The sequence below is a fragment of the Mycobacterium talmoniae genome, from assembly GCF_001854525.1.
Taxonomy (GTDB): domain Bacteria; phylum Actinomycetota; class Actinomycetes; order Mycobacteriales; family Mycobacteriaceae; genus Mycobacterium; species Mycobacterium talmoniae.
The window spans coordinates 1-24,203 of record NZ_MLQM01000042.1; the positions used below are offsets into that span (position 1 = coordinate 1).

Here is a 24,203-nt window from a genome sequence, read left to right on the forward strand (position 1 = left end):
GGCGTCGGCCGCGGTCGCGATCAACTGCGCTTCGCGCCGTTGCTCGGTGAGTTCGGCGATCGCGTCGGCCGCGGTCCGCGCGGCGGCGTGCCGGACCTCGGCAGCGTCCTGGTCGGCGGCCAACTCGGCGAGCAGCGCGGTCAGCTCGGCGTGCCGACGCACCCGGTCGTCGACCTCGGCGAGCGCGGCCGCGCACCGCGCGACCTCGTCCTCGGCGTCGTTCAGGGCGGCGATGGCGGCCGCCCAGTCCCCGGTGGGCCGCCCGGTCGGGGTGAAATAGCGCCCGTATTCGGCGTCGATGCGTTCGATGAGCACCGGCTCGGTGCCGCCGGAGGTGGCGGCGTCCCCGGCGGCCACGTCCAACGCGCGGGACAGCGCGTCGCAGCCGGACAGGTCGACCGCCGCGGTCGAGGCCGCCTGCAACACCCGCTGGGCGCGCCACAGGTCGGTGTCCATGGTCTCGGCCAGCATCGCCCGCACCCGGTCGTGCGCCTCATCGCCGGTCAGCTGCTCCCGGCGCGGGGCCAGCACCGTCAACTGCGTCTCGGCCTTCTTGTGGAACCGCTTGTGATAGACGAACCGGTAAGGGCCGGTGCTGATTTCGGCGGTGACCTCGGAGCCGACGTCGGCGTGGGTGGGTTTGACCTGCTTGACGTCCTTCTTGGTGGAGCGGTCCTTGGATTCCAGCAGCAGATCCAGCGCCTCGATCATCGAGGATTTGCCGATCTCGTTGTCGCCGCACACCACCACCACCCCGTGGTCGGGGAAGGCGATCTCCCGGTGCGCGATGCCGCGGTAGTTGGACAAGACCAGCCGGTGCAGTTTCATGCCGCACCCCGGTCACTGGTGAGCCGGAGCAGCAGCCCCAGCGCCGCCTGAGCGTCGTCGGCGGTGGCGGTGTCTCCGGCGCGCGCGGTGGCGACCAATTCCTCGACCGCGGCGGCGGCGAACCCGCCGATACCCAGCTCGTCGAACTCGCCGTCGGCGGGCAGCACCGCCAGCTCGGTGTGCCGGTCCCAGGTGCCCAGCCAGGCGAACAGCCGCGCGTACTTGTCCAGGCAGGCGTCCAGGGCGGTGCGGTCGGTGACGCTCAGGGTGCCGGTCAGCGCCAGCCGCACCACGGTGCGGTCCTTGTCGGGCAGCTGGTCGAGGTTGATGTCCAGGTCGGCGACGTCGCGGCTGGTGTCGACCTGGCGGTGCAGGGTCAGGAACCGCCACCGGCCGACGTGGCGGGCGTCGACGCTGACCGTGCGGTTCGTCTCGTCGAGGTCGACGAGAAGCACGTGGCCGGAGTCGGCTTCGATGTCGTCGAAGTTGGTGACTTCCGGTGCGCCGGAGTACCAGACCCGCCCGGTGGCGCCGACCTGGGTGCGGGAATGCTTGTCGCCCAACGCAACATAGTGCAGGGCGCCGCGGGCCAGCGCGTCCTGGACCGCGGCCAGCCGGATCAGCGACGGTTTGCCCGGGTCGGGGTCCAGCACGTCGACGCCGCCGTGGGCGATCAGGATCCGGGTGGTGCCGTCGGCGGGCAGCCCGTCCAGCACCGGCGCGACCAGATCGGCGGTGGGCGCCTTGGAGTGCCACGGCGCGGCGACGAGTTCCACGCCCGGCCGCAGGGGGTGCACGCCGGGCCGGTCCAACACCACGACGTTGTCGGGGCATTCGGCGGTGAACAGGGCACCGGTGTAGACCGATGACCCGTCCAGCGGGTCGTGATTGCCCGGCAGCAGATAGACCGGAATCCCGATGGTGCGCATGGCTTCCAGGGACTGGCTGATCACCGCCGGGGCGAGCTGGTTGTGTTCGAACACGTCGCCGGCGACGACGACGAATTCCGCGCCGGTCTGCGCGGCCAGCGCCCCCAGCCCGGCCACCGCGTCGCGGCGGGCCGCCGAGTACCGCGGCTGAGCGTCGCCGGCCAGGAAGTGACGGGTCATGCCGAGCTGCCAGTCGGCGGTGTGCACAAACCGCATGTCACTCCCCTTTTCCGTCTCGCCTGTGCCCGGCTCGGGGCCGGCATCGCGAGTGTATGGCCGGGGTCCGACAAGTCCGCGGACCCGCGTCGGCAGGTCCGCCGACCGGAGCGGCGGTGGGCGCCGGGCTACCACACTGGCGCCTCACTTGCCTCATCAGTCGCACACGTCTCTGGGAGGACGGTGCACATCTGCTGGAATCGGATATCACATACGACATCACGCAAGTGCTCGACGGCTTGACTGCCCGGTGCTGCCCTAACGTAGGACCCGTGAGCGATCACCCCCGCACCCTGGTGCTGCTGCGCCACGCGAAGTCGACGTATCCGGATGGCGTCGCCGACCGCGACCGGCCGCTGGCACCGCGTGGTATCCGAGAAGCCGGGCTGGCCGGCGAGTGGCTGCGCGCGAATCTGCCGGCCATCGACCAGGTGCTCTGTTCGACCGCGACCCGCACCCGACAGACCTTGGCGCGCACCACCATCGGCGCGCCGGTGCGCTACCTGGAGCGCCTCTACGACGCCGTCCCGGGCGCCGTCATCGCTGAGATCAACACCGTCGCCGATGAGGTCGCCACCTTGCTGGTCATCGGTCACGAACCGGCGATGTCCCAGACGGCGCTCGGCCTGACCGGCGCCGAGGGCACCAACACCGCTGCCACCGAAAGCATTGCGGTCAAGTTCCCCACCTCGGCGATGGCGGTGTTGCGGGTGCCGTGCCGGTGGGAACGGCTCGAACTCGGCGGCGCGGCGCTGGTCGACTTCCACGTACCGCGCTAAAGCGGTGAACCCGAGACGGCGAATTCACCGACGCGCTTTGGGCCGCGTAGTAGCGCAGGCGATATCCGTTTGCCGCACAGGTGCATCCTTCGGCCAGGGACGCCCGCGACCCGAGGGGGCAAAGGTACGCCTGTGGCAGCCGAGGCGCACCACAGCCGACCTAGAAGTTGCGCGCCAGCGTCAACTCCATCAGCTTGATGGCCTGCTCGCAGGCGTCGATGCCGGCGGTCTGCGGGTTCACCCACCAGCCGACCACCCCGGCGGCGTCGCTGGCCACCCCGCACGACCCGTTGGGGTCGTTGGGGCGCATCACGATCGAGTCGATGCCCTCGATCAACCGGCTCTCGATCTGGTACTTCAGGCCCTCGGCGACCTTGCGTTCGTTGGCCAGGCTGCCCTGCTCAAACCAGAACCGGGTGATGTCGATCAGCCCGGCCGGGTTGGCCGCCTGCCAGCGGCAGATGGCGCCGACGAACGTGCTCTGGATGTCCAGCGGGTCGGCCCCGACGGTCTTGGCGAGGATGTCGGTGGTCAACACCTCGCACTCCTTGAGCAGGTTCGGATACATCTGCTGGGAGTTGTCGTTGCGCGGGACGTCGCCGGACCCCACCTTGACCGGCGTGCCACCCACCGACTTCGAACAGCCGGTCAGCGCGGCCAGCAGGGTCAGCGCCGCCGCGACCACCGCGCCGACCCGGATACGCACCGACGGGCTCATTTCGCGTTCACAATCGATTGTCGGGTCAGTTCCTTGGCCACCTCGCACGGATCGGGGAACGGCTTCTGGGCGAAGCTGACCGACCACTCGATGAAGTCGTCGTCGAACTGAATACCCACCTCGCACAGGCTGTCCCCCAACGACGCCTGGGTGCCGATCGCGATGAACCCGCCGTGGCCCTCGATGTTGATGTCTTCGACGCTGGTGCGGGACAGCTCCTCGGTCTTGCGTTCCCGCCCGATCGGGCTGCCGCGGTACCAGGAGAAGGAAAAGTGCGGGCCCAAAATCCCGCCGCCGGCCAGCCACTGGCAGCCCACCGAGTTCTGCGCGGTGTTGACCAGCCCGGTCACCTTGGTCAGTTCGGTGACGGTCTGATCGCTGACCCCGCCGCACTGCGGGAAGAACGGCCCGTGCTTGCCTTCGGCGTTGGGCGCGGCGGTCGACGGCACCGCCGGCCCGTCATTCGAGCCGCTCGAATCGCTGCACCCGGCGACCAGCGCGATCACCGCCGCCGTGCCGGCCGCCGCGCGGGCCAGCGGCATCAATTTGGACTGCACCGCTATGCGCACCTACTGCTCGTCACACGATGCACTGTAGCGTCCGCCCGGCGCGGCTAACCACGGCGTGCCGGGTGACCAGTCACTTTGCGTCGCGTCGCGGGCCCCCGGTCGACCCCGGACCGCCACCGGCTTGTGCGACAGTTACCAGATGCTGGTGGCCCTGCTGCGGCGCTACGTCCGGCCGTATCGACGGCTGGTCGCGGCGGTCATGACGCTGCAGCTGATCAGCACCCTGGCCTCGCTATACCTGCCGACCGTGAACGCCACCGTCATCGACGACGGCGTCGCCAAGGGCAACATCCGGGTCATCGTCGCGCTGGGCGCACTGATGCTGGCGGTCACCGCGCTGCAGGCGGTGTGCGCGGTGGGCGCGGTCTACTTCGGGTCCCGTACCGGGATGGGGTTCGGCCGCGACCTGCGCGCGGCGATGTTCGGCCGGGTCCTGACCTTCTCCGAACCCGAGACCGCCCGCTTCGGCGCGCCGTCGCTGCTGACCCGCACCACCAACGACGTCCGCCAAATCCAGGTGCTGGTGCAGATGACCTGCACGGTGCTGGTCACCGCGCCGATCATGAGCGTCGGCGGCATCGTGATGGCCGTGCACCAGGACGCCGGCCTGTCCTGGCTGCTGCTGATCGCCGTGCCGGTGCTGGCCGTGGCCAACTACGCGATCATCGCCCGGATGCTGCCGCTGTTTCGCCGCATGCAGCGGCTGATCGACAACGTCAACCGGGTGCTGCGCGACCAGCTGTCCGGGGTCCGGGTGGTCCGGGCGTTCGCCCGCGAACCGTTCGAACGCGACCGGTTCGACCAGGCCAACCGTGCCCTGTCGGACACCGCGCTGACCGCCGGCAACTGGCAAGCGCTGATGTTGCCGGCCACCACCCTGACCATCAACTGCTCGTCGGTCGCGCTGATCTGGTTCGGCGGGCGGCGCATCGATGCCGGCCAGATGCAGATCGGTTCGCTGGTCGCCTTCCTGTCGTATTTCATGCAGATCCTGATGGCGGTGCTGATGGCGACCATGCTGCTGTCCATCCTGCCGCGCGCCTCGGTGTGCGCCGAACGGATCACCGACGTGCTGGCCACCCGGCCCGCGATCGGCGCCCCGGCGACCCCGCGGTTCCCGCCGGGCGGCGTGACCGGCGTCATCGAACTGGACCGCGTCGCGTTCCGCTACCCCGGCGCCGAACAGCCGGTGCTGCACGACGTCTCGCTGACCGCGCGGCCCGGCAGCACCACCGCCATCGTCGGCAGCACCGGTGCGGGGAAATCGACGCTGGTGTCGCTGATCAGCCGGCTGCACGACGCCAGCGCCGGCGCGGTGCTGATCGACGGTGTCGATGTGCGGGACTACGACCCCGAGCGGCTGTGGTCGACGCTGGGGCTGGTCCCCCAGGGCGGCTACCTGTTCTCCGGCACGGTGGCCGACAACCTGCGCTACGGCAAACGTGACGCCACCGACGCCGAGATGTGGGAGGCGCTGCAGGTGGCGGCCGCCGACGACTTCGTGGCCGCGCACCGCGACGGCCTGGCGATGCGGGTCGCCCAGGGCGGCGTCAACTTCTCCGGCGGGCAGCGCCAGCGGCTGGCGATCGCCCGCGCGGTCATCCGCCGCCCGGCGATCTACCTGTTCGACGACGCGTTCTCCGCGCTGGATGTGCACACCGACGCCGCCGTGCGCGCCGCGCTGGCGCGGATCGCGGCGGACGCCACCGTCGTCATCGTCGCGCAGCGGATCGCGCCCATCGCCCACGCCGACCAGGTGGTGGTCCTCGACGAAGGGACGGTGGCCGGTATCGGCACCCACGACGCGCTGCTGGTGGACTGCCCCGCCTACGCCGAATTCGTCGACTCGCAGTCGGTGGGGGCCGGGGTGGGGGGTGTGTCGTGACCGGGCCCGTGCGTCCGCCGCTGCGTGTCGCCGCCCCCGCGGGCCGGTCCCGGGATTTCCCCGGCACCGCGGTGCGGCTGATGAAACGTCTTACCCCGCAACGCGGTTTGGTGGTCGCGGTGACGGCGCTGTCGGTGGGCGGTATCGCGATCGGGGTGGCCGGACCGCGGATCCTGGGCCACGCCACCGACCTGCTGTTCAACGGGGTGATCGGTCGCCAACTGCCGGCCGGGATCAGCAAGGACCAGGCCGTGGCCGCCGCCCGCGCCCGCGGCGACACCACCTTCGCCGAGCTGCTCTCCGGGATGAACCTGGTGCCGGGGCAGGGCGTGGACTTCGCCGCCGTCGGGCGCACCCTGGCGCTGGCATTGGGCCTGTATCTCGTTGCCGCGCTGCTGGTGTGGCTGCAAGCCCGGCTGCTCAACCTCACCGTGCAGCGCACCATGCGGGCCTTGCGCGCCGACGTCGAGGACAAGCTGCACCGGCTTCCGCTGTCCTACTTCGACGGCCGGCAGCGCGGCGAGCTGCTCAGCCGGGTCACCAACGACATCGACAATATGCAGAGTTCGATCTCGATGACGATCAGCCAGCTGGTGACGACCACGCTGACCGTGGTGGCGGTGCTGGCGATGATGGTGTCGATCTCACCGCTGCTGGCCGGGATCACCGTGCTGACGGTGCCGCTGCTGTTGCTGACCACCCGGGCGATCGTGCGGCGCTCGCAGCGGCTGTTCGCCGCGCAGTGGACGGCCACCGGGCACCTCAACGCCCACATCGAGGAGACCTACAGCGGTTTCGCGCTGGTGCGGACCTTCGGTCACAGGGAGTGGGCACAGCAGCGGTTCGGCGAACTCAACGACGACGTCTATCGGGCCAGTGTGGGCGCCCAGTTCTTCTCCGGCTTGGTGTCGCCGGCCACGATGGTGCTGGGCAACCTCAGCTACGTCGCGGTCGCCGTGGTGGGCGGGCTGCAGGTGGCGACCGGGCAGATCACGCTGGGCAGCGTCCAGGCGTTCATCGCCTACGTGCGCCAGTTCAACCAGCCGTTGACCCACCTGGCCGCCATGTACAACACGCTGCAATCGGGAATGGCCAGCGCCGAACGGGTTTTCGAGCTGCTGGACGAGCCGGAGGAACCGGCCGATCCGGAGCCGGCGGTGCTCCCCGCTGACCGGCAGGCCAGCCGGGTGGAGTTTGAGCGGGTGCACTTCGGCTACCGTCCCGGCACCCCGGTCATCGAGGATCTGTCCCTGGTGGTGGAACCGGGCAGCACGGTCGCGATCGTCGGGCCCACCGGGGCGGGCAAGACCACCCTGGTCAATCTGCTGCTGCGGTTCTACGACGTGGACTCCGGACGGATCCTGGTCGACGACGTCGACATCACCGGCATGAGCCGACACTCGCTGCGGTCCCGGATCGGCATGGTGCTACAGGACACCTGGCTGTTCGGCGGCACGATCGCCGAGAACATCCGCTACGGGCGGCCGTCGGCCAGCGAGGACGAGGTGGTGGCCGCCGCCCGGGCCGCCCACGTGGACCGGTTCGTGCACACCCTGCCGGACGGCTACCAGACCCGGATCAGCGACGCCGGCGGCAATCTCAGCGCCGGCGAGAAGCAGCTGATCACCATCGCTCGGGCGTTCCTGGCCCGCCCGCGGCTGCTCATTCTCGACGAGGCGACCAGCTCGGTGGACACCCGAACCGAACTGCTGATTCAGCATGCGATCGCTGAGCTTCGTCGCGACCGCACCAGTTTCATTATCGCCCACCGTCTTTCGACCATCCGCGACGCCGACCACATCCTGGTGCTGGAGCAGGGCCGGATCGTGGAATACGGCAACCACGCCGAGTTGCTGGCCCGCCGCGGCGCCTACTACGCGATGGCGTCGCGTTGACTCTGCGCTGACCGAACCTCACTCGCACTTTCGCGCCCTAGGCGCAGAGTCAACGCCCGTCCCGCTAAAGGTCGGGGCCCTGCGCCCGCAGGTCGTCGACGTCGGCCATCGCCTCGCGCAGTTTGGCCAGCCACTCCTGGGTGTGCTCGCCGACCAGCTTGACCGACCAGGCCAGGGCGTCCGACCGCGATCGGGCCACCCCCGCGTCGACCAGGGTGTCGAGCACCTGGCGCTCGGGCTGCTTCAACCGGGTCATGACCGGGACCGCGATGTGGGTGAACAGGACTCGCTCGTCACCGACCTCGACGCCCCAGGACACCTTGCGGTCGTAGCGGTCCTGCGCCTCGTCGGCGATCGCCATCCGTTCGGGTCGGGTTTCCTCCCGGAACCGGGACACCCGGCCGGCGGCGTGCGCCGGGGTTTCGTCGGCGCCCTCGGAGTCGGGCAGCCGGCCGATCACGGTGATTTCCTCGCGGTCGACGACCACCTCGGGGGCACCGTCGAACCAACTCTCCGGCAGCCGCCCGGCGAACCAGTCCGCGGCGTCACCGGCGTCGGGCTGGTCTGCTTGCTGCCAGCCCCCGGGGCGGCCGCGCCGCCCGCCGTGCACATAATGTCGTTTCATGATTACATGATTACACTGTTAAACGCCGAAGGCGAGGGGTTCGCCAAGGGCGAAAAATCCGCCCCGGGGTGGCCCGGTTCGGGTGCACGAAAACCGTTGCTACCCCGCGCGGACAGGTGTAAGTTGAAGCGCGAAGCAGGCCCGGACATGACCGATCCAAAGAGCCGGTAAAAGGGGTGACAAGCCGGCCGCGCAGGATATGTGGAGACGCCCCCAAATGTCAGCCGGGCCTGCCTTATTGTGTCGGGGGGTTACCGCTCAGTCGGATCCGGCGCCGCGTCGAACCCGGAACAGTTTGACCTCATCTTTGATGCCCTTGAGGTGACGCGCACCGGCGAACGACCAACTGAAGCCGGCGTTGTCGCCGAGCGCCTGCCGCACCGATTCGGCGACCAGTAGCGCACCCGGGCGGGCCGCCCCGGTCACCCGGCTGGCCAGATTCACCGGGCTGCCGAACCAGTCGCCGGCGCGGCTGACCGCCGGGCCGGCGGCGACCCCGGCCCGCAGCCGCGGGAAGTCACGGTCGGAATCGGTGGTTTCGACCAGCTTCAGCACGGCGTCGAGCAGCGGCGCCGGTTTGGTGCTGACGAACATCACCGCGTCGCCGATCGTCTTGATGAACCGCACCGGCGGGGCCGCCACATCGCGGGCGCGGTCGGCCAGCCGGGTGGCGAGCTGCTCGAGGTCCTCGGGCGGCACCACCTCACCGAGCCGGGTGAACCCGACCAGGTCGGCGAACGCGACGCTGACCTCCCGGGCGCCCGGCAGCGCGGCGCCGGCGGCCCGTTCGCTGGCGGTGACGGCTTCGGTTTCCATCTGATGGCGCAGGTGCATGAACAGCATGTCCTCGATCCAGGGCCCCAGCAGCGGGGCGACCTGGCTGATCAGCTCCTGGGAGGCTTGGGCGACCTGCAGCTCGGTGGCGCCGGGCTGCAGGATGCTGGCCAGCGCGGTGTAGCGCATCACCTCCGCGGCGTGCGAAAGCCCTTCGGCGAGTACGCGAACGACCTGCACCATGTGGTCGGGGTCCAACCCGAGGGCGAGAAATTTCTGGGCGTGCGCGGCGGCCTCGCCGTCGGCGCGCAGGTGCACGGCGGCGTCGGGGTCGTCCACCTGAGCCAGCCCGATGGCGCGTTGCACCCGCTGCAGCAGGTCCAGGTCGACGCCGTAGCGGTCGCTGATCTCCCGCGCCGACACGTAGCTGCCGTCGTCGCCGATGATGCGCCGCGACGCCAGCAGGATCGGGGTCGGCGCGGCACGGATCTGCTCGGCGGTGATGCCCTGGTCGAGCAGCCAGGCGATCAGCTCGGCGCGCTCGGCGCGGGCGGCGCCGGTCAGGCCGTCGAGCAGGGCTTCGATGTCGGGGTCGGCCACGTCGCCAACGTATACCGCCGCCGGGCATCATGGGTGGCGATGGCTACACCGCTGCTGGAGGGGTTCCCGCCGGTCGTCGACGACCGCGCCCGGCGGTTGATTCTCGGCTCGTTTCCCAGTGTCCAATCCCTGGCCACCCGGCAGTACTACGGCAATCCCCGAAATGCGTTCTGGCGCATCACCGGCGCCCTGTGGGATTTCGACCCCGCCGCGCCCTACGACACCCGGCTGGCCGCGCTGCGGTCGCACGGCGTCGCGTTATGGGATGTGCTGCGCGCGTGTCGGCGGGTGGGCAGCGCGGATGCGAAGATCGACCCGAACAGCATGGTGGCCAACGACTTTGCGGCGCTGTTCGCCCGCTATCCGGGCATCGAGCGGGTGTATTTCAACGGCAGCGCGGCCGCGCAGATATTCCGGCGGCGGGTCGAGATGGCGCGCCCCCTGCCCTGTGTGCAGCTGCCGTCGACCAGCCCGGCGCGGGCCATGGCGCTGGCCGACAAGCTAGACGCCTGGCGGCTGCTCAGTGCTGGCTGACGACGTCACCGGACCCGGCGTCGATGCTCACCTCGTGCTTGGCGTCGCCGGAGTCGTGGACGTCGGCCTCCCACACCGTGACGCCGTCTTCGGTGTCCAGGTCCAATTCGGTGATCCGGCCGGGGACGGCCTGCGTCACCTTGTCGACGGCTTGGCGGTAGTCCAGCTTGGCGGCGTCCACCAGCTCGCGGTGCTTGGTCTTGCTGCCGAACTTCTTGTGGGGACCGTCGGTGACCTCGCTGCCGTCGGCGGACACCTTGACTTCCTGCTTGGTGCCGTCGGCGGTGACGACCTCCACCTCCCACTGGGTGTCGAGGTTGTCGGTCTCGATGGACACCACCGTGCTGTCGGGCACCGTGCCCAACGCGGTCTCGCCGGCCTGCAGCAGGTGGCCGTTGTCGGCGCTGGACGCCGTCGGCTTGGCGGACGCACTGGTGCTCGATGTCGCCGCGCTCGACGAGGTGGTGCGGGAGGTGGCCGGGTGGGGCGTTGGGCCGCCGCCCCCGCATGCGGTCAGCGCCGCCACGACGGCCGCTGCCCCCAGCACGTTGATCACCCGAACCACCCGCATACGTCTTTCCACCTTTCCTGTCGGGCTGCCAGGCTAGCAACTCCCCCGCCGCGGCCAGGGCCCACAATGCTGGTATGAGCGACAGCGCCTTTGACCGGCTGACCGAGCAGCAGCTCCGCGATCGCCGGACGATCAAGTGGAACTACTTCGGGGCCGACGTGCTGCCGCTGTGGATCGCCGAAATGGACTTTCCCACCGCGCCCGCGGTGCTCGACGGGGTGCGCGAGTGCGTGGCCAACGAGGAATTCGGCTACCCGCCGTTCGGCGAGAACGTGCTGCCGCGCGCCACCGCCGACTGGTGTGCGACCCGCTACGGCTGGCCGGTGCCGCCCGAATCGGTCCGGGTGGTGCCCGACGTCCTCAAGGGACTCGAGGTCGTCATCAATTTCCTGACCCGCCCCGAGAGCCCGGTGGTGTTGCCGGTTCCCGCCTATATGCCGTTCTTCGACGTGCTGCAGATCACCGGCCGCCAGCGGGTGGAGATCGCAACACCGCGGCAGGATTCGGGCCGCTACGTACTGGACCTGGACGCCCTGGAGGCGGCGTTCGCCGGCGGGGCCGGATCGCTGATCCTGTGCAACCCGAACAATCCGCTGGGCACCGCCTACACCGCCGAGGAGCTGCGCGCGATCATCGACATCGCGGCCCGCTACGGCGCCCGGGTGCTCGCCGACGAAATTCACGCCCCGCTGATCTACGACCGGCGCCACGTCGCGGCGGCCTCGGTGTCCGACACCGCCGCCGACACCGTGGTCACCCTGCTGTCGGCGTCCAAGGGTTGGAATCTGCCGGGGCTGATGTGCGCGCAGGTCGTGTTGACCAACGAGCGCGACCGCGCCGACTGGGACCGGATCAACATGCTGCACAAGATGGGCACCGCCACCGTCGGGATCCGGGCCAACATCGCCGCCTACACCCGCGGCGCGCCGTGGCTCGACGAACTGCTGCCCTACCTGCGGGCCAACCGCGACCACCTGGCGGCGACCCTGCCGCGCGCGGTGCCCGGGCTCGAAGTCAACGCCCCGGAGGCCACCTACATGTCCTGGGTGGATTTTCGGGCGCTCGATTTGCCCGCCGAACCGGCGGAGTATCTGTTGACCAAGGCCAAGGTGGCGCTGAGCCCGGGCATCCCGTTCGGCGCCACGGTCGGTCGCGGGTTTGCCCGGTTCAACTTCGCAACCCCCCGCGCCATCCTGGACCGGGCCATCGAGGCGATCGCCGCCGCGCTGAACTCGGGTTAGCCGCCGTAGCGGGCCGCGTATTCGCCCGGCGTGCACCCGAGCAGCGAGCGGAAGTCGTTGATGAAGTGCGCCTGGTCGTACCAGCCGGCACGCACCGCCAAGTCAGCGAAGTCCACGTCGGGGTGCGTCTCGATCTGCAGGGCGGCCTGCTGGAGCCGGTAGCGGCACAACACCCATTTAACCGGCACCCCGACGTAGCGGCGGAACACCCGCTGCGTGGTGCGCACGCTCCACGGCGAATGCCGCATCACCTGCTCGACCCGCAGCAACCGGTCGTCGTCGCGGATCCGGTCGACCAAGGTGGTCAGCGCCCGGTAGGTCGGATCGGATTCCCCGGCGCCCGCGGCGATGGCATCGTCGAGTTGCGTCCGCACCTGCTCCGCATCGCCGTCGAAAAGTGGTGGCGCACCCAATAGTTCGTCGTCGGCGCGCAGCACCAGACCGGTGAGCGCGCCGGCGTCGCGGCCGAACCTGGCCGTGAAACCGCCCGGCCGGAACCGGGCACCCACCACCACGCCCTGGCCCCGGATCGTGGTGCGGAAAACGCGTTCGACCACGCCGTGCACCAGCGTCGCGGGCAGCCGATGGCCGTGCCGGGATCCGTCGCTTCCCCACTCGCGGGTGAGATGCACGGCGGGAAAGGTGATCACGGTGCTGTCGTAGGGTTCGCGGCCGGCCAGATTCCAGCTGACCGACCAGAAGTGCTCGACGAACTCACCGGCCGTCGGCGACGGGGCCCAGCGGGTCAGGTCAAACACCGGCGCCGACGCGGCACGGCCCACCACGCCGAGCTGCGGGCCGGCTGTCGTGTTTTTCCAAGCCTGCACCGGGATAACCCTACGAAACTGGGCGCCATGACCGTTCATCCGATTCCGCCGGGCTACACCAGCCTCACTCCGTTCCTGTGCATCGAGGGCGCCACCGCGGCGATCGAGTTCTATACCTCGGTGTTCGGCGCCGAACTCGTCGAGCGGATGGACGGGCCGGGCGGCACCGTCGCGCACGCCGAACTCGACTTCGGCCACGGCCGACTGCAACTGTCCGATCCGCAACCCGCCTACCAGCTCGCGGCGCCGGCGACCGGCGGCGTGGTCACCCACTCCGTCGCGCTGTACTGCCCCGACGTCGACGCGGTGGTCGCTCACGCCGAAGCCGCCGGTGCCACGATCCGTGAGCACCCGCAGACCTTCGTCACCGGGGACCGGTTCGCGTCGCTCCTCGATCCGTTCGGACAACGCTGGACGGTGATGACCCGCGTCGAAGACGTCGCCCCCGCGGAGCGAGACCGGCGCCTGGCGGAGTGGGCAGGTCAGAACGTCTGAATCGGGCGGGATACCGTGGGCGGTATGTCCTGCGTGTTCTGTGCGATCGTGGCCGGGGACGCCCCCGCCATCCGCATCTGTGAGGACGACGACTACCTGGCGTTCCTCGACATCCGGCCGTTCACCCGCGGGCACACGTTGGTGGTGCCCAAACGCCACACCGTCGACCTGACCGACACCGCGCCGGAGACGCTGGCCGGCATGCTGGCGGTCGGGCAGCGGATCGCCCAGGCGGCCCGCGCCACCGAGTTGGCCGACGCCACCAATATCGCGATCAATGACGGCCGCGCCGCCTTCCAGACCGTGTTTCATATCCATCTGCACGTGCTGCCCCGGCGCACCGGCGACAAGTTGTCGGTCGCCAAGGGCATGGTGTGGCGCCGCGATCCCGACCGGGAGGGCACCGGGCGGATCTTGCGGGATGCGCTGGCGCAATTGGACGCCGCTGCACAAGACTGACAGCCATGGACATACCCCGCTGGGTCGAGCAGCAGGTTGCGGTGCCGCTGCTGCGCCTGCACGACGCCATCTATCAACGCACCAACGGGCGGATCGGGCACCGGATACCGGGCGTCCCGCCGAGCCTGCTGCTGCACACCACCGGCGCCAAGACCGGCAAGGCGCGCACCACCTCGTTGACCTACGCCCGCGACGGGGACGCGTATCTGATCGTCGCGTCCAAGGGCGGCGACCCCCGATCGCCGGGCTGGTATCACAACCTGAAGGCCCAGCCCGACGTCGAGATCAATGTCGGGCCACAGCGATTCGCGGTGACCGCGAAGCCGCTGCTGCCCGACGACCCGGATTATGCGCGGCTGTGGCGGGTGGTCAACGACAACAATGCCAACCGCTACGAGGCCTACCAGCGCCGGACGTCGCGGCCGATCCCGGTGGTGGTGTTGACCCGGCGCTAGAACAGTTCTTTGGCCAGCAGTTCCAGGGTGCGTTCCCGGCCCGGGGCGACCGCCGGGTCGGTGCCGCGGCGGGCCGAGGCGACCGGGTTGATCATCACCTCGTCGACGTCGAACCGGTCGGCCAGCGCCCGCACCTGCTCGGCGGCTTGCGCCGGTGCGCCCAGCACCGCGCGGTGCAGGCCGGCCTCGACGATGTGCTGTTCGGCCGGGCTCAGCTGGGCACCCTGGGCGTCTTCGACGAGGTCGAGCGGACCCAACGGCTGCCCGGTGCGCAGCCGGGCCATCATCTGCAGGTTGGGCAGCATCAGCGCCGCGGCCTCCTCGCGGGTTTCGGCGACGGCCGCGTTCACCGTCAAAAACGTCGTCGGCTCGGGGCACAGCGGGCCGGGCACGAACGTCGACCGGTAGGTCGCCAACGCCTCCTCGGTGCCCTTCCCGGAGAAGTGGTGCGCGAACACGTAGGGCAGCCCCTTGGCCGCGGCCAGCCGCGCCGAATACAGCGACGACCCCAGCAGCCACAGCCGCGGTTCGCTGGCCGCGGCGGGGGTGGCCTTGAGCAGGTAGTCGCCGTCGCGCAGTTGTACCGGTACCCCGCGGGCGCTCATCATCGCCCGCACGTGGTCGAGGTACTCGGGGAAGTTCTCGATGTCGCGATCGTCGCGGCCGGCCGCGCCGCGCAGCATGACCGAGGTCACCGGGTCGGATCCCGGTGCCCGCCCGATGCCCAGGTCGATGCGGCCCGGCGCCGCGGCCTCCAACAACGCGAACTGTTCGGCCACCGCCAGCGGCGCGTGGTTGGGCAGCATCACCCCGCCCGACCCGAGCCGCAGCTGGGTGGTCTGGGCGGCCAGGTAGGCCAGCAGCACCGGCGGGCTGGTCGCGCCGACCGAGGGCATGTTGTGGTGTTCGGCGACCCAAAACCGGGTGAAGCCGAGCCGGTCAGCGGTCTGTGCCAGCCGCACCGTGGCCGCCAGCGCATCGGCGGTGGTCTGGTCGGTCCGCACCGGGACGAGGTCGAGCACAGAAAGACGCACGTCGGGTTGCAACGCCGGCGGCCGGGCGAACCTTCCCGCGGTCAGCGGATGCCGGCCGCCGTGCGCGCGGCGAGGAAAACCTGGTCGAGCATGGCCGGGGTCAGCCGGCCGGTGAACATGTTCTGCTGGCTGGGGTGAAAGCAGCCCAGCAGCCGCACCCCCGACGCCAACTCCGCAACCGCGCCGTGCCCGAAGCGCGGCTTGGGCCTGCCGACCTGGTCGGCCAGCAGCCGCAGCACCACCTGCCAGGCGAATCCGCCCAGGGCGACGATCGCCCGCACATGCTCGGCGACCAGCCGCCACTCGGCGTCGAGCCAGGGTGCGCAAGTGGCGCGCTCGGCCGGGGTCGGCGCGTTGGCCGGGGGCGCACAGCGCACCGGGGCGACGATGCGAACCTGGTTGGCCCGCAACCCGTCTGCGGCGTCCACGCTGGTGGCCTGGCTGGCCAGCCCGGCGCGGTGCAAGGCGGCGTACAGCTGGTCGCCGGACCGGTCGCCGGTGAACATCCGGCCGGTGCGGTTGGCGCCGTGCGCGGCCGGCGCCAACCCGACGATCAGCAGCCGCGGTCGCGGCGATCCCCAGCTCGGCACCGGCCGCCCCCAGTACGGCTGGTCGGCGAAGGCGCGGCGCTTGACCACCGCGACCTCCTCCCGCCAGGCCACCAGCCGGGGACAGGCCCGGCACACGCTGATCTCGGCGTCGAGTTCGGGGATCGAACCCGCCTGCTCGGCGAGCCGCGCTACCTGCGCGGCGTCGGCGGCCACCGCCGTGTGCGGGGTGGCCGGATCCCCGGGCCACCCGGATCCGGGCGGCACCGGGGAGTCGAACGGCGTTCCGGTGCGCGGATGGGGAAACACGCCTCCATCGTGCCGTGGACCGGTCGCCGTACCGGCGGTGGCTGCTGAAATCGACGTCCATACGGCGCAAACCCCCGATTCTGGGGGCTATGGGTCAATCTGGACGTCGATCTCAGCAGCAACCCGGCCCCGTAGGATCGCTGTGTGGTTGCCCAAGCGCTCGATGAGCTGATCGCCGCCCTACCCGATGGCATGGTCGTCACCGACCCGGCGATCACCGAGGGCTACCGGCAAGACCGCGCGGTTGACCCGGCCGCCGGAAAACCTCTGGCCGTGGTGCGTCCACGGCGCACCGAAGAGGTGCAGGCGGTGCTGCGCTGGGCCAGCCGGCACGGGGTACCGGTGGTGCCGCGCGGGGCGGGCACCGGGCTGTCCGGCGGCGCCACCGCGCTTGACGATGGCATCGTGTTGTCGACCGAGAAGATGCGCGACATCACCGTCGACCCGGTCACCCGCACCGCGGTGTGCCAGCCCGGCCTGCTCAACGCCGAGGTCAAGCAGGCGGTCGCCGAACACGGGCTGTGGTATCCGCCGGATCCGTCGTCGTTTGAGATCTGCAGCATCGGCGGCAATATCGCCACCAACGCCGGCGGGCTGTGCTGCGTGAAGTACGGGGTGACCACCGACTACGTGCTGGGCCTGCAGGTGGTGCTGGCCGACGGCACCGCCGTGCGGTTGGGTGGTCCGCGGCTCAAGGATGTCGCGGGGCTGTCGCTGACCAAGCTGTTCGTCGGCAGCGAAGGCACCCTGGGCGTGGTCACCGAGGTGACACTGCGGCTGCTGCCGGCCCAGCACACCTCCAGCGTGGTGGTGGCCACCTTCGATTCGGTGCGGGCCGCCGCCGACGCGGTGCTGGGTGTCACCTCCCGGATTCGCCCGGCGATGCTGGAGTTCATGGACGCGGCGGCGATCAACGCCGTCGAGGACCACTTCCGGATGGGGCTGGACCGCGAGGCCGCCGCCATGGTGCTGGGCGGCTCCGACGAGCGCGGCCGGGCCGGCGCCGAGGACGCCGAGCTGATGGCGGCGGTGTTCACCGAACACGGCGCCAAGGAGGTCTTCTCCACCGACGACCCCGACGAGAGCGAAGCGTTCGTCGCCGCCCGGCGGTTCTGCATCCCGGCAGTGGAAGCCACCGGCTCGCTGCTGCTGGAAGACGTCGGGGTGCCGCTGCCGGCGCTGGCGGAGCTGATCACCGGGATCGAGCGGATCGCCGCCGACCGCGACCTGACCATTTCGGTGATCGCGCACGCCGGCGACGGCAACACCCACCCGCTGATCGTCTACGACCCCGCCGACGCGGCGATGACTCAGCGCGCCGAGCTCGCGTTCGGCGAAATCATGGAGCTGGCCGTGGCGTTGGGTGGCACCATCACCGGCGAGCACGGGGTCGGGCGGTTGAAGCGGCCGTGGCTGGCCGGGCAGATCGGGCCCGACGCGCTGGCGCTCAACCAGCGGATCAAGGCCGCGCTCGACCCGGCCGGCATCCTCAACCCCGGCGCGGCCTTCTAGTCGGCACGCCGAGTCTGCGGTGAGGGCACCGAGCCTGAATCCCTGGCGCCGAGTCTGCGGTGAGGCCCAGTTGCCGCTCGGAATCCCGGCCTGAGCGCAGGGTCGACACCCTGAACGCAGGGTCGACACCCTGAACGCAGGGTCGACACCCTGAACGCAGACTCGACACCCTGAGCGCAGACTCGACGGCCCAAGGCTCGAAACGAGCATTGACACAAGAGCGGCTATGTCGTATTCATGAGACATGACAGCATCTGTGTCTCACGAGGCGCGTTTCGAGCTCTGCAACGCGGCGACCTGGCCGAACCCGTGGCCGATGTACGCCGCGCTGCGCGACCACGACCCGGTGCACCACGTGGTGCCCGACGGCCGACCCGACCAGGACTACTACGTGCTGTCCCGGCACGCCGACATCTGGGCGGCCGCCCGCGACCACGAAACCTTTTCCTCCGCCCAGGGCCTGACCGTCAACTACGGCGAGCTGGAACTCATCGGCCTGGCCGACAACCCGCCGATGGTGATGACCGACCCGCCGGTGCACACCGAATTCCGCAAACTGGTGGCCCGCGGTTTCACCCCGCGCCAGGTGGAGGCGGTCGAGCCCGCGGTGCGCGAGTTCGTCGTGCAGCGCATCGAACGGTTGCGCGCCAACGGCGGCGGCGACATCGTCGCCGAGCTGTTCAAACCGCTGCCGTCGATGGTCGTCGCCCACTATCTCGGGGTGCCCGAGGAGGACCGCGCCCAGTTCGACGGCTGGACCGAGGCGATCGTGGCGGCCAACACCGCCGAGGGCGGTTTCGCGGCCGCCGCCGAGACCGCCGGTGACGCCGTCGCGTCGATGATGACCTACTTCACCGGCCTGATCGAGCGGCGCCGCGCCGAACCCGCCGACGACACCGTGTCGCATCTGGTGGCGGCCGGGCTGGGCGCCGACGGCGACATCGCCGGGCTGTTGTCGATCCTGGCGTTCACCTTCACCATGGTCACCGGCGGCAACGACACCACCACCGGAATGCTGGGCGGCTCGGTGCAATTGCTGCACCAACGGCCCGACCAGCGGCGGCTACTGATTGAGGATCCCGGCCTGATCCGCGACGCCGTCGACGAGCTGCTGCGGCTGACCTCGCCGGTGCAGGGCCTGTGCCGCACCACCACCCGCGAGGTGATGATCGGCGACACCACCATCCCGGCCGGCCGCAAGGTGCTGCTGCTGTACGGGTCGGGCAACCGCGACGAACGCCAGTACGGCCCGGACGCCGCCGAGCTGGACGTGACCCGGCGACCGAGCAGCATCCTGACCTTCAGCCACGGCGCCCACCACTGCCTGGGTGCGGCGGCCGCGCGGATGCAGGCCCGGGTGGCGCTGACCGAGTTGCTGGCCCGCTGCCCGGATTTCGAGGTGGACCTGTCCGGTGTCATCTGGGCCGGCGGCAGCTATGTGCGACGCCCGCTGTCGGTCCCGTTCCGGAGTCGCTGATGGCGGGCACCGACTGGCTGGCCGACCGGCGCGGCGAAGTGGCCGCCGAACGCATCCTGGACGCGGCCGGCGAGTTGTTCACCGAACACGATCCCGGCGCGGTCGGCATGCTCGAGATCGCGCGGGCGGCGGGGTGTTCGCGCGCGACGCTGTACCGGTACTTCGAGAACCGCGACGCGCTGTACACCGCCTACGTGCACCGGGAAGCCCGGGCGCTCTATCACCAGATGACCGCACGCCTGGCCGACGTCACCGACCCGCAGCAGCGGCTGCTCACCGGCATCGTGCAAGCGCTGGCCCTGGTGCGGCAAAACCCGGCGTTGGCGTCGTGGTTCGCCACCACCGGGCCGCCGATCGGCGCGGAGATGGCCGACCGTTCCGCGGTGATCACCGCCATGGTGGGCGGCTTCGTGGCGTCGCTGGAACCCGACGGCGACCAGGCGCCGGCGGACGTCGAACGTCGCGCCCGCTGGGTGGTGCGGGTGATGACCTCGCTGCTGAACTTTCCCGGCCGCGACGCCGCCGACGAGCAGGCGATGCTGCAGGAGTTCGTGCTGCCGGTGGTGGTGCCCGCAGCGCGACCCCGTCACGCCACCCAATAGGCTTGGGCCTTAATGGATTTGCGCGGGATCCCGAAGTCGTCCCGCAAAACGCGCGCCGCCGCGCGGGTGGTGCGGGAATCGCAGGCCACCCAGCCGAAGTGCCCGCCGCCGTCAAAGGCCGCTGACCGCACCGCCGCCACCAACGCCTCGCCGGCATCGCGGCGCTGCACCCAGGTGACGCCGGCGCTGCGGGCGACCGGCAGATCGGTGTCGCCGTCGTATGCGGCCTCCAGGAACACCGTGGCCGGCGCGTCCCCGATCGCGCCGAGCAGCGAGTTGATCGCCGGCAGCGACGCGGTGTCGCCGACGATGACGTAGCCGGCCGGGCGCGGCTCGGGAAGGGCAAAGCTGCCGCCCAGCACCGTCGCCGCAATGGTGTCCCCGGGTTGCGCCGCCCGCGCCCACGCCGACGCGAGGCCGTCATGCAGCGCGAATTCGACGTCGACGGTGTCGGTGGCCGGGTCGGGGTCGACCAGGGTGTAGCCGCGTTGATGCCGACGGCGCCCGTCCGCGAACCACATTCGGACCCACATCGTCGGATGCAGCGCACGCGCGCCGAGCATCCCGCCGGCCTGGAAGCTCAACCGCAGATAGTGCGGGCTGATTTCCCGCCGACCAGTCACGGTGAGCCGATAATCCCCGGCGCCCAGCAGTTTCAGTACCGCGCCCTGCCAGCCCCGTGACCCCGCCTGATCCGCCATCCCGCCCACCCTTCGTTGCTGATTTAGGGCAGGCTAACCTATCCAGCTAGGGGTTGGGGGCGTACCCGGGTGAAGCGATGCAGCAGCCACGACAACGGGATCGTCAGCGCCAGCGTCACCACGAACAGCACCAGCATCGAGCCGGTGTAAACCGGGTAGCGCACCACCTTGACCAGCGCGACGTTCATCAGCACCAGGTGGATCAGGAAGATCTCGTAGGAGATCTCGCCCAGCCACACCATCGGCTTGCTGGCCAGCAGCCGCGGATACCAGCCGCGGTTGCCCAGCGCCAGCGGCGCCACCAGCAGCCCGGCGATCGCCGCGTAAAACCCGGCTTTGACCAGCGCCTCACTGAGCCCGGTCGGCGACGTCGTCGGCGCCCCGGCGATCGGGGTGGCCACGATGAAGTAGCTGACCACCGCCAGCGGCAGCGCGGCGAACGCATAGCAGCGCGCCCCCATCGCCTGCAGCACCGCCAGCATCATCCCGACCACGAACCAGGCCAGGTAGCTGGGCAGCCACAACCGCGCCGCGTACGGCAGCCAGGACACGGTGTGCGCCACCACCAGCCACGCCGGGGTGATCGCGACCAGCCCGGCCAACCCGGCCAACAGCAGCCCGGGCCGCCAGGCGCGCTGGCACAGCACCACCAGCAGCAGATACGCCAGCACCGGCAGCGCCACATAGAACGCGACCTCCACCGCCAGGCTCCACATCTGGGTCAGCCCCTGGTGCAGGTAGCCGCCGTAGACGTAGTGGTCGGCGTAGATCTGGGTCAAGGTGAGGTTGCGCAACAACCCGATCCAGGTGTGGCCGGGGTTGTAGCCGGACGCCAGGGACTGCGCGAAGAAGTGGTACAGCAGGTAGGCCCCCAGCACGGTGACGACGTAGGCCGGCATGATGCGCCGCACCCGGTGCCAGGCGTAGCGGCTCACCGACGGCGCCGCCCCGCCGGCCGCGGCCGCTTTCACCCACGGCCGAAACAGCAGGAAACCGGACAGCACAAAGAAGATCGGGACGCCGATCTCCATCCGCGACCAGACCAGCCCGACGTAGCCGTGGGTGTACTTGCCGGTGGTGTAGGCGGCGTGGGTGGCCACCACCAGGATCGCCGCGACGGCGCGGATGCCGGTGAGCGAGGCGACCCGGTCGACGGTGGCGACCTGCTCGAGTCCGCCCTGGGCGGTCTCGCTGCGGGACAGGGTCATCCCGCAGGTTTCCGGCGCGGCGCGCCCTCGGTGCGGCGACGGGGTTTGCCCGGCGACCGGTCGGGCTGCAGGTTGATCAGCACCCCGGAGATGCGGGTGCGCTCCAACGCCTTGACGGTCTGGCGCGGCAGCTTGGCCGGCAGCTCCACCAGCGAGAAGTCGGGTCGGATGGTGATGTGGCCGAAGTCGCTGCGGTGCAGCCCGCCCTCGTTGGCGATGGCGCCGACGATCGCGCCCGGGCTGGCCTTGTGCCGCTTGCCGACGTCGATGCGGTAGGTGGCGAAACCGTCTTTGGGCACGCCCTTGGGGCCCGCTTTGCGCGCCGGCCGGTCGGCCCGGTCGCGGGCTTCTCGCCGCTTGTCCGGCGGCGGTTCCACCATCAGGAACTGTTCGCCGTCGCGGGACTGCAGCGCCAGCGCCGCGGCGATATCGGCCATCGGCACGTCGTGTTCACGCCCGTAGTCCTCGACCAGACTGCGGAACAGGTCGATCCCGGGGGCGCCGAGGGTGTCGGTGATGGAATCCCGAAACTTCGCCACCCGCTGGGCGTTGACGTGCTCGACGGTGGGCAACTCGATCTCGGTGAGCTTTTGCCGGGTCGCCTTCTCGATCGCCTTGAGCAGGTGCCGTTCCCGCGGCGAGACGAACAGCAGCGCGGTGCCCGAGCGCCCGGCCCGGCCGGTGCGCCCGATCCGGTGCACGTAGGACTCGGTGTCGTTGGGGATGTCGTAGTTGAGCACATGCGAGATGCGTTCCACGTCCAGCCCGCGGGCGGCCACGTCGGTGGCGACCAGGATGTCCAGGTTGCCCTCTTTGAGCGCGGTGATGGTGCGTTCCCGCTGCGCCTGCGGGATGTCGCCGTTGATGGCGGCGGCGGAAAACCCGCGGGACCGCAGCCGTTCGGCGACCTCCTCGGTGGCCTGCTTGGTGCGGACGAACACGATCATCGCCTCGAACGGCTCCACCTCCAGCAGCCGGGTCAGCGCATCCATCTTGCGGGGGCCGGCGACCTCCAAGTAGCGCTGCGAAATGTTCTCCGCGGTGGTGGTTTTCGCTTTGACGGTGACTTCGACGGGGTCGTGCAGGTATTTGGTGGTGATCTTGCGGATCGCCGGCGGCATGGTCGCCGAGAACAGCGCCACCTGCTTGTACTCCGGGGTGTCGGCCAGGATCCGTTCGACGTCCTCGGCGAACCCCATCTGCAGCATCTCGTCGGCCTCGTCGAGCACCAGGTAGTCCATCCGGGACAGGTCCAAGGTGCCCCGTTCCAGGTGGTCGATGACCCGTCCGGGGGTGCCGACCACCACCTGCGCGCCGCGCCGGAGCCCGGCCAGCTGCACCCCGTAGGACGAGCCGCCGTAGATCGGCAGCACGTTGACCTGCGGCAGGTGCGCGCCGTAGCGACCGAACGCCTCGGCGACCTGCAGGGCCAGCTCCCGGGTGGGCGCCAGCACCAACGCCTGGGTGGCTTTGCTGTCGGTGTCGATTTTGGACAGGATCGGGATCGCGAACGCGGCGGTCTTGCCGGTGCCGGTCTGCGCCAAACCCACCACGTCGGAGCCCTCCAGCAGCGCCGGGATGGTGGCCGCCTGAATGGCCGAGGGGATCTCGTAGCCGACGTCGGCGACGGCCCGCAGCACCGCTGGGTGAATCTGCAGGTCGGCAAACGTCGCCGGGGACGTCGAGGCGGGGGTATCTGGGGAGGTCATGGCAGATGGAGTCTATCGGCTTATCCGCCGTCGGCTGGCCACGCGGCCACGCCTGCCGCATTCGCGGGTGCGCTGGCGGTACGGTGCCCGGTGTGTTGTGGGTAGCAAATCGAGGCCGGCCCCGCACCGGCCGGGTGATGAGGTTAGCCACTGCCGGGCTGTGCGCCGCCGCCGCGTTGGCCGGCTGCGGGTCGGGCGACTCCACCGTCGCCAAGACCCCGCAGCCCACCAGCCCGGCCTCGGCGGCCGCGCCACCGGCCGCGACCAGCGCCCCCTCCAGCAGCGCACCGTCGGCCGACCCGTGCGCGGTCAACCTCGGTGCGCCGGCGATCGCCAAGGCGGTGTCCGAGCTGCCCCGCGACCCCCGCAGCCAGCAGCCGTGGAATCCCGAACCGTTGGCCGGCAACTACAACCAGTGCACCCAGCTGTCGGCGGTGATCGTCAAGGCCAACACCAACGCCGAGCACCCCAACACCCGGGCGGTGATGTTCCACCAGGGCCAGTACCTGGCGCAGGGGGTGCCCGACACCTACGGGTTCAGCGGGATCGACCTGGCGCAGTGCGCCGACGACGTCGTCGCACTGCAGGCGGCCAGCGGCATCGCGGGCCTGAGCAGCGTGGTGAAGTTCCGCTGGAACGGGACCGGCGTGGAGCTGATCGGGAACACCCCCGCCGGCTGAGCCGACCTGTCGGCCCGCTGACC

General features: G+C 70.4%; 24 protein-coding genes and 1 pseudogene. 12 read left to right on the forward strand and 13 right to left on the reverse strand.

Features of this window, described 5'->3' with window-relative positions; translation table 11 throughout:
* A partial coding sequence (locus BKN37_RS10290) for an AAA family ATPase (RefSeq protein WP_131823560.1) occupies nucleotides 1–828 on the reverse strand: 828 nt, incomplete at its 3' end.
* The gene (locus tag BKN37_RS10295) at nucleotides 825–1,973 is read right to left on the reverse strand and encodes a metallophosphoesterase family protein (protein ID WP_071025165.1); all 1,149 of its coding nucleotides are present in this window, start codon (nucleotides 1,971–1,973) and stop codon (nucleotides 825–827) included. The genes BKN37_RS10295 and BKN37_RS10290, both read right to left, overlap by 4 nt.
* A 272-nt stretch (nucleotides 1,974–2,245) precedes the next feature.
* Here BKN37_RS10295 and BKN37_RS10300 point away from each other — a divergent pair, with 272 nt between their 5' ends.
* Nucleotides 2,246–2,752 carry a SixA phosphatase family protein gene (locus tag BKN37_RS10300; RefSeq protein WP_071025167.1) on the forward strand — a complete coding sequence of 169 codons (507 nt, stop codon included), beginning with the start codon at nucleotides 2,246–2,248 and terminating at the stop codon, nucleotides 2,750–2,752.
* Between the two features lie 160 nt (nucleotides 2,753–2,912).
* On the opposite strand, the gene BKN37_RS10305 is transcribed toward BKN37_RS10300, so the two are convergent.
* Entirely contained in the window at nucleotides 2,913–3,470 is a 558-nt protein-coding gene (locus BKN37_RS10305) for a DUF3558 domain-containing protein (protein ID WP_071025169.1), read from the reverse strand.
* Complete coding sequence (locus BKN37_RS10310) at nucleotides 3,467–4,012, reverse strand: DUF3558 domain-containing protein (protein WP_071025220.1); 546 nt, start codon at nucleotides 4,010–4,012, stop codon at nucleotides 3,467–3,469. Before BKN37_RS10310 ends, BKN37_RS10305 begins: the two co-directional genes overlap by 4 nt.
* A 166-nt stretch (nucleotides 4,013–4,178) precedes the next feature.
* Between BKN37_RS10310 and BKN37_RS10315 the strand changes: the two genes are divergently transcribed.
* Entirely contained in the window at nucleotides 4,179–5,924 is a 1,746-nt protein-coding gene (locus tag BKN37_RS10315; RefSeq protein WP_071025222.1) for an ABC transporter ATP-binding protein, read from the forward strand.
* Nucleotides 5,925–5,948: 24 nt separating this feature from the next.
* A pseudogene (locus tag BKN37_RS10320) lies at nucleotides 5,949–7,819 on the forward strand (ABC transporter ATP-binding protein).
* Between the two features lie 64 nt (nucleotides 7,820–7,883).
* Here the strand turns inward: BKN37_RS10320 and BKN37_RS10325 are convergent.
* Both BKN37_RS10325 and BKN37_RS10330 read right to left on the reverse strand, forming a co-directional pair.
* Nucleotides 7,884–8,444 carry a hypothetical protein gene (locus tag BKN37_RS10325; protein ID WP_071025174.1) on the reverse strand — a complete coding sequence of 187 codons (561 nt, stop codon included), beginning with the start codon at nucleotides 8,442–8,444 and terminating at the stop codon, nucleotides 7,884–7,886.
* A 258-nt stretch (nucleotides 8,445–8,702) separates the two neighbouring features.
* Nucleotides 8,703–9,818 carry an adenylate/guanylate cyclase domain-containing protein gene (locus BKN37_RS10330; protein WP_071025176.1) on the reverse strand — a complete coding sequence of 372 codons (1,116 nt, stop codon included), beginning with the start codon at nucleotides 9,816–9,818 and terminating at the stop codon, nucleotides 8,703–8,705.
* Between the two features lie 39 nt (nucleotides 9,819–9,857).
* Between BKN37_RS10330 and BKN37_RS10335 the strand changes: the two genes are divergently transcribed.
* Nucleotides 9,858–10,352, forward strand: a complete 495-nt coding sequence (locus BKN37_RS10335; RefSeq protein ID WP_071025179.1) for a DNA-deoxyinosine glycosylase — start codon at nucleotides 9,858–9,860, stop codon at nucleotides 10,350–10,352.
* Here the strand turns inward: BKN37_RS10335 and BKN37_RS10340 are convergent.
* Nucleotides 10,339–10,923, reverse strand: coding sequence for a PepSY domain-containing protein (locus tag BKN37_RS10340; protein WP_071025181.1), 585 nt, complete (start codon nucleotides 10,921–10,923; stop codon nucleotides 10,339–10,341). The genes BKN37_RS10335 and BKN37_RS10340 overlap by 14 nt on opposite strands.
* A 74-nt stretch (nucleotides 10,924–10,997) precedes the next feature.
* On the opposite strand from BKN37_RS10340, the gene BKN37_RS10345 reads away from it, so the two are divergent.
* Nucleotides 10,998–12,164, forward strand: a complete 1,167-nt coding sequence (locus tag BKN37_RS10345; protein WP_071025183.1) for a MalY/PatB family protein — start codon at nucleotides 10,998–11,000, stop codon at nucleotides 12,162–12,164.
* On the opposite strand, the gene BKN37_RS10350 is transcribed toward BKN37_RS10345, so the two are convergent.
* Complete coding sequence (locus tag BKN37_RS10350; RefSeq protein WP_071025186.1) at nucleotides 12,161–12,991, reverse strand: helix-turn-helix domain-containing protein; 831 nt, start codon at nucleotides 12,989–12,991, stop codon at nucleotides 12,161–12,163. The two genes, BKN37_RS10345 and BKN37_RS10350, sit on opposite strands and share 4 nt — an antisense overlap.
* 27 nt (nucleotides 12,992–13,018) lie before the next feature.
* Between BKN37_RS10350 and BKN37_RS10355 the strand changes: the two genes are divergently transcribed.
* From BKN37_RS10355 to BKN37_RS10365, 3 genes are read left to right on the forward strand one after another with little or no spacing between them, the layout of a single operon-like run.
* A complete protein-coding gene (locus BKN37_RS10355; protein ID WP_071025188.1) occupies nucleotides 13,019–13,486 on the forward strand; it encodes a VOC family protein in 468 nt (155 codons plus the stop codon).
* Nucleotides 13,487–13,510: 24 nt separating this feature from the next.
* Nucleotides 13,511–13,945 (forward strand): HIT family protein, encoded by a 435-nt coding sequence (locus BKN37_RS10360; RefSeq protein WP_071025190.1) that lies wholly within the window; start codon nucleotides 13,511–13,513, stop codon nucleotides 13,943–13,945.
* Nucleotides 13,946–13,950: 5 nt separating this feature from the next.
* The gene (locus BKN37_RS10365) at nucleotides 13,951–14,400 is read left to right on the forward strand and encodes a nitroreductase family deazaflavin-dependent oxidoreductase (RefSeq protein WP_071025193.1); all 450 of its coding nucleotides are present in this window, start codon (nucleotides 13,951–13,953) and stop codon (nucleotides 14,398–14,400) included.
* Here the strand turns inward: BKN37_RS10365 and BKN37_RS10370 are convergent.
* Both BKN37_RS10370 and BKN37_RS10375 read right to left on the reverse strand, forming a co-directional pair.
* A complete protein-coding gene (locus tag BKN37_RS10370) occupies nucleotides 14,397–15,434 on the reverse strand; it encodes an LLM class flavin-dependent oxidoreductase (protein ID WP_071025226.1) in 1,038 nt (345 codons plus the stop codon). The genes BKN37_RS10365 and BKN37_RS10370 overlap by 4 nt on opposite strands.
* A 41-nt stretch (nucleotides 15,435–15,475) precedes the next feature.
* Nucleotides 15,476–16,291: a uracil-DNA glycosylase gene (locus BKN37_RS10375; RefSeq protein ID WP_165618317.1), complete on the reverse strand. Its 816-nt coding sequence runs from the start codon at nucleotides 16,289–16,291 to the stop codon at nucleotides 15,476–15,478.
* 192 nt (nucleotides 16,292–16,483) lie between these two features.
* Between BKN37_RS10375 and BKN37_RS10380 the strand changes: the two genes are divergently transcribed.
* From BKN37_RS10380 to BKN37_RS10390, 3 genes are all read left to right on the forward strand, one after another.
* On the forward strand, nucleotides 16,484–17,803 hold the full coding sequence (locus BKN37_RS10380) for an FAD-binding oxidoreductase (protein WP_083341708.1): 1,320 nt from the start codon (nucleotides 16,484–16,486) through the stop codon (nucleotides 17,801–17,803).
* A gap of 244 nt (nucleotides 17,804–18,047) precedes the next feature.
* A complete protein-coding gene (locus tag BKN37_RS10385; RefSeq protein ID WP_071025200.1) occupies nucleotides 18,048–19,280 on the forward strand; it encodes a cytochrome P450 in 1,233 nt (410 codons plus the stop codon).
* The gene (locus BKN37_RS10390; protein ID WP_071025202.1) at nucleotides 19,280–19,882 is read left to right on the forward strand and encodes a TetR/AcrR family transcriptional regulator; all 603 of its coding nucleotides are present in this window, start codon (nucleotides 19,280–19,282) and stop codon (nucleotides 19,880–19,882) included. The genes BKN37_RS10385 and BKN37_RS10390 overlap by 1 nt, the downstream gene beginning before the upstream one ends.
* Here BKN37_RS10390 and BKN37_RS10395 read toward each other — a convergent pair.
* Genes BKN37_RS10395 through BKN37_RS10405 form a run of 3 tightly spaced genes read right to left on the reverse strand, consistent with a single transcriptional unit; the run spans nucleotide 19,867 to nucleotide 23,500 of the window.
* Nucleotides 19,867–20,583 (reverse strand): siderophore-interacting protein, encoded by a 717-nt coding sequence (locus BKN37_RS10395; protein ID WP_071025204.1) that lies wholly within the window; start codon nucleotides 20,581–20,583, stop codon nucleotides 19,867–19,869. The genes BKN37_RS10390 and BKN37_RS10395 overlap by 16 nt on opposite strands.
* A 38-nt stretch (nucleotides 20,584–20,621) precedes the next feature.
* Nucleotides 20,622–21,791, reverse strand: a complete 1,170-nt coding sequence (locus tag BKN37_RS10400) for an acyltransferase family protein (RefSeq protein ID WP_071025206.1) — start codon at nucleotides 21,789–21,791, stop codon at nucleotides 20,622–20,624.
* On the reverse strand, nucleotides 21,788–23,500 hold the full coding sequence (locus BKN37_RS10405) for a DEAD/DEAH box helicase (protein WP_071025208.1): 1,713 nt from the start codon (nucleotides 23,498–23,500) through the stop codon (nucleotides 21,788–21,790). Before BKN37_RS10405 ends, BKN37_RS10400 begins: the two co-directional genes overlap by 4 nt.
* An 83-nt stretch (nucleotides 23,501–23,583) precedes the next feature.
* On the opposite strand from BKN37_RS10405, the gene BKN37_RS10410 reads away from it, so the two are divergent.
* Nucleotides 23,584–24,180, forward strand: coding sequence for an LppP/LprE family lipoprotein (locus BKN37_RS10410; RefSeq protein ID WP_423212777.1), 597 nt, complete (start codon nucleotides 23,584–23,586; stop codon nucleotides 24,178–24,180).
* The last annotated feature ends 23 nt before the right edge of the window (nucleotides 24,181–24,203 follow it).